The organism is Rhodococcus sp. R1101 (genome assembly GCF_000278445.1).
In the GTDB taxonomy this organism is placed as follows: domain Bacteria; phylum Actinomycetota; class Actinomycetes; order Mycobacteriales; family Mycobacteriaceae; genus Rhodococcus; species Rhodococcus gordoniae.
In genome coordinates this window covers 1-4,475 of record NZ_AJVB01000307.1, presented here as the reverse complement: position 1 = coordinate 4,475, position 4,475 = coordinate 1, and the positions used below count along the sequence as shown (strand labels likewise).

At 69.5% G+C, this 4,475-nt stretch carries 6 protein-coding genes; 2 read left to right on the top strand and 4 right to left on the bottom strand.

What is annotated here, in order from left to right:
- Nucleotides 1–481, top strand: a 481-nt coding sequence (locus R1101_RS0116605) for a GDSL-type esterase/lipase family protein (RefSeq protein ID WP_016934502.1), incomplete at its 5' end; no start/stop codon positions are given.
- A 44-nt stretch (nucleotides 482–525) separates the two neighbouring features.
- On the opposite strand, the gene R1101_RS0116600 is transcribed toward R1101_RS0116605, so the two are convergent.
- Genes R1101_RS0116600 through cofD form a run of 3 tightly spaced genes read right to left on the bottom strand, consistent with a single transcriptional unit; the run spans nucleotide 526 to nucleotide 3,439 of the window.
- Nucleotides 526–1,080, bottom strand: a complete 555-nt coding sequence (locus R1101_RS0116600) for an NUDIX hydrolase (RefSeq protein ID WP_016934501.1) — start codon at nucleotides 1,078–1,080, stop codon at nucleotides 526–528.
- A gap of 2 nt (nucleotides 1,081–1,082) precedes the next feature.
- Nucleotides 1,083–2,450, bottom strand: a complete 1,368-nt coding sequence (locus tag R1101_RS0116595) for a coenzyme F420-0:L-glutamate ligase (RefSeq protein WP_016934500.1) — start codon at nucleotides 2,448–2,450, stop codon at nucleotides 1,083–1,085.
- Entirely contained in the window at nucleotides 2,450–3,439 is a 990-nt protein-coding gene (gene cofD / locus R1101_RS0116590; protein ID WP_026003366.1) for a 2-phospho-L-lactate transferase, read from the bottom strand. The genes R1101_RS0116595 and cofD overlap by 1 nt, the downstream gene beginning before the upstream one ends.
- Nucleotides 3,440–3,773: 334 nt before the next feature.
- Between cofD and R1101_RS0116585 the strand changes: the two genes are divergently transcribed.
- The gene (locus tag R1101_RS0116585) at nucleotides 3,774–4,040 is read left to right on the top strand and encodes a WhiB family transcriptional regulator (RefSeq protein WP_198420289.1); all 267 of its coding nucleotides are present in this window, start codon (nucleotides 3,774–3,776) and stop codon (nucleotides 4,038–4,040) included.
- A gap of 123 nt (nucleotides 4,041–4,163) precedes the next feature.
- Here the strand turns inward: R1101_RS0116585 and R1101_RS0116580 are convergent.
- A partial coding sequence (locus R1101_RS0116580; protein ID WP_026003364.1) for a metallopeptidase family protein occupies nucleotides 4,164–4,475 on the bottom strand: 312 nt, incomplete at its 5' end.

Here is a 4,475-nt window from a genome sequence, read left to right as displayed (position 1 = left end):
GCTCGCGGCGGAATACGACGAGGCGGTCGGCAAGCTCGCCGCGACCGGCGCCCGCGTCCTGATGTGGACGGCCTACGACGGCAGCTGGGCGCCGGTCTTCGGGATCCTGCGCGGCCGCTGGGCCGTGTACAACGAGCTCGTCCGGGAGATCGCCGACCGGCACGGCGCGACCATCGTCGACTTCTGGCGTTTCGACGAGTACCGGGATCTGCGCATGTGGGACTTCGACCGGCTGCACATGTCCACGGCCGGCCACCACAACATGGCGATCCGCGTTCTCGACCTGCTCGGTGTCGAACACGATCTCGGACCGGTGGAGTTCGACGAGGCACCCGTCCTCACCCGGGCCCGGGAACGTGCCGCGGACCGCGCATGGATGCGCGGGTTCCTCGTCCCGTGGATCGGGCGGCGACTGCGCGGAGTCTCCTCCGGCGACGGCATCACCCCGAAATATCCCGAGCTCGGACCGATCCGGTTCTGACCTCCGCTCGTCCCGGCGGCCCCGCCGGGACGAGCGCGGGTGTCTCAGGCCCGTCGGGCCGCCGCGAGCCGCACCAGGTGCGCAATCGTCTCGTGCTCGGCCTCCGGTGGCAGCGCGTCGACCGGCCACCACTGCAGGTCGGTGGACTCGTCGCTGCGCACCGGCCGGGCGTCCACGGGTGCCGTCACCAGGAACCGCAGGTCGAGGTGCCGGGTGGGTACTCCGAGCGAGCACGTGATCGGATGGGTGTGCGCCGAGAGCAGATCCGGATCGATCACCAGATCGGCGATGCCCGATTCCTCGGTGGCCTCGCGCAGTGCCGCGGCGACGACGGTCTCGTCCGACGCCTCGCAGTGACCGCCGAGCTGGATCCACCGCCCCACCCGAGGATGCAGGGTGAGCAGCACGTTGCGGTGATCGGCGTCGAGGACGATCGACGACGCCGTGATGTGCCCCGGCACGTGCTCGCGCAGACACCCGTCGGGCGCCGAATCGAGGAACGCCAGCATGGTGTGCCGCAGCGACTCGGCGTCCTCGGAGTCGGTGTGCCAGGTGGTGAGCCGGTCGACCGCCGAGGCGTGCAGGGAACGCGCCGACACGATTACAGCTCCACGAGGGCGTCGCCCGGATCCGCGGGTTCGCGCGGTTCCGGTTCGGTGAGCGGATAGCCGACGGCGACCGCTCCGAGCGGCGACCATTCGGCGGGCAGCCCGAGTTCCTCGCGGACCACCTCGGGCGCGAAGATCGTCGAACCGATCCAGCAGCTCCCCAGGCCGCGGGTGGCCAAGGACACGAGCAGGCCCTGGACCGCGGCGCCGGCGGCGACGGTGAACATCGTGGCTTCGGCGGCGGTGCGACGCGCGTCGGGGTAGTGGTGTGCGCCGTCGGGCACCCGGAACGGAACGATCACCTCGGGCGCGTCGTAGAGGATCGCGCCGCGGGTGAGGCGGCGTTCGACGGCCACCGGGTCGAGTCCGTCGCCGCGGAGATCCTCGGCCCACTTGTCGCGCATGCGGTCCAGGAGCCGCCGACGGACCTGTTCGGTGCGCACCCACACGAACCGCACCGGGCGGGTGTGGTGGGGTGCGGGGGCGGTGAGGGCCTCGGCGATCGCCTCGCGCAGATCCTCGGGGTCGACGGGTTCGGCAGCGAACTGTCGCACCGACCGGCGCAACAGAAGTGCCTCGCGCCGGCCGCGTTCGAGGGCCTCCTCGGTGCCGAGCCAGAACAGGTCGTCCTCGCCGCTGCGGAGCAGGGCGCGGGCGGTGGAGCCGTCGTCGGGCAGGTCGAGTCCGCGCACCACGGCGACGGGCACACCGCCGAGCTTGCCCTTGACGAGATCGCCGGCCGCGGCGATCTCGTCGGCCACCGCCACGGACGTCACCTGCAGTTCGTTGCCCTGCGAATCGTGCGAGCCCGCGTAGCCGTGGAGGACGGGGAGCCCGGACGATCCGATCGCGGCGTCGGTCTGCCCGTTGCGCCAGGCGCGACCCATCGTGTCGGTGACCACCACGGCGACCCGCACGCCGAGCAGCGCACCGATCCGCTCGCGGAGGGCGGAGGCGCTCGCGTCGGGATCCTCGGGCAGCAGCGCGAGTTCGGCGCTGTCGACGTTCGACCCGTCGATCCCGGAGGCCGCCTGCACGATGCCCAGTTTGTTCTCGGTGATGAGGGTGCGGCCCTTGCGGGCCAGCACGCGCACGGCCTCTTCGTTCACGAGACGCCGGCGCAGTGCGTCGCGGGCGTCGGGATCGGTGGGCGCGGCGACGATCCGTCCCTCGACCTTCGAGACCACCTTGCTCGTGACGACGAGGACGTCCCCGTCGGTCAGCCACGGTGCGGCCTGGGCGACGGCCGCAGCCAGGTCGTCTCCCGGGCGGAACTCGGGGAGCCCGGGGACGGGCAGGATCTCGATCGGACCGCCCGGCGCGTGGTCGCGCACCGAGGCGTCGGCGACGGCGTCCGGCATCACAGGTTCACTCCGGCGAGCTCGAGGGCGGCGCGGGCCATGTCGGCCGTCGCGTCGGTGTCGGTCATGAGCAGGGGAACGGACCGGACCTCGACGCCCGGTACCTCGGCGCGGTCGGTCGAGTGCACGAGCCACCCGTCGAGAATGCCTGTGCCGGAGCGGGCACCGTAGTACCGGCCGACGGCTTCGGCGGTGGTCTCCACCCCGATGACGTCCAGGCACGCATCGGCCATCCCGCGCAGGGGCTTGCCGTCGATGACAGGGGAGAGGCCGACGATCTTCGCGGGCGTGGTGCGCAATGCGCCCCGGATACCCGGGATCGCGAGGATCGCGCCGACGCTCACGACAGGATTGGACGGGGCCAGCAGGACGGCGTCGGCGTTCTCGATCGCCTCGACCACTCCGGAAGCCGGCTTCGCCTCCTCCGCGCCGATGTGCGCGAAGCTGTGGGTGGGCACCTGTGCGCGGTGGCGGACCCACCATTCCTCGAAGTGCACGGCGCGCTGCTCACCGTCCTCGGGATCGGTGATGACGACGTGTGTCTCGCTGCGGTCGTCGGAGACGGGCAGCAGGGTCACGCCGGGTTTCCACCGGGTGCACAGTGCTTCGGTGACGGCGGAGAGCGGATAGCCGGTCCGCAGCATCTGGGTGCGGACGAGATGCGTGGCGATGTCGCGGTCGCCGAGACCGAACCAGTCGGGGATCGCACCGTAGGCGGCGAGTTCCTCCTTCGCGTTCCAGGTCTCGCCCGCACGGCCCCAGCCGCGTTCGGTGTCGATCCCACCGCCCAGGGTGTACATGCAGGTGTCGAGATCCGGGCAGATCCTCAGACCGTGCATCCAGACGTCGTCGCCGACGTTGACGATCGCGGTGATGCGGTGTGCCGCGTCCGGATTCGGCTCGACGCCGGGGGAAATATCGAGAAGTCGGCGCAAACCTGAGAGAAAACGCGCCCCACCGACACCTCCGACCAATACAGTCACATTCACGGCCCAAGCCTAAGCGGTGCGTCATCTACCCGGTCGCGCGCCGTCCGAAACGCGTTTCGGCAAAGCGGCCGATGATATGTGAACAACGCCGCTCCGCTTGACCGCGACACACCCGAAGTGTCTAATCACATACATGTCATTCGATAATCGAATTCGAGATTCCTTGCGGTGAACCCGCATTCGAACGAGTATTCGAGGGATGGCAGCGGGTTGATCCCCGGTCATGATTCGGCGCTGCAGGTGAGGAGGGACAATGGCCGGCGAGCGCGACAGCTTCGAGCTCATTCGAAGCGATACTGCAGTCGAGGCTGTCTGTGACTACCCGGACGTCGGGGTGCCCGTCCTGAGTGTGATTTCGGGATTCGGCGACCCTGCGGAGGGCGAGGAGCAGTGGCAGGAGCGTGCGCTCTGTGCGCAGACCGATCCGGAGGCATTCTTCCCCGAGAAGGGTGGATCCACCAGAGAGGCCAAGCGCATCTGCATGGGGTGTGAAGTCCGGGACGAATGTCTCGAATACGCCCTCGCTCACGACGAGCGGTTCGGTATCTGGGGCGGGCTTTCCGAGAGGGAACGCCGTCGCCTCAAGCGCGGAATAGTCTGACGAGGAGTTCGGCCCGGTACGGGGAGTACGGGACCGAGTGAAACACCGAATCGGATGACGAAGGCCGGGTTGCGGCCGTGGGGGACGAGCAACCCGGCCTTCGTCATGTGTCCGGAACGTTCCTCAGTCCTCGTCGTCCTCGTCGAGTGTCGGATCCACCACTTCCGGTTCGACGCCGAGATAAGTGGCCACCTGGTGCACGAGGACGTCGTGGACCAGATCCGTCAGATCGTCCGGATCCTTCGCTCGCACCTCGAGGGGGCGACGGAACAGCACGATCCGCGCCCGGGTGGCGGCCCCTCGTCGATCGATGCCGGCGGGCACGAGCCGGGACAGTGGTACCGGCCCGTCGGCGACCACTTCGTCGGGCCAGTTCACCGAGTCGGGATCGCGCGCCCGGATCTTCGGGACCTCGTCCACGGCGATGTCGAGCTT

Excerpts from the sequence above, each read along its gene's own strand:
- R1101_RS0116595 (WP_016934500.1), bottom strand. The coding sequence starts at position 2,450 with ATGCCGGACGCCGTCGCCGACGCCTCGGTGCGCGACCACGCGCCGGGC.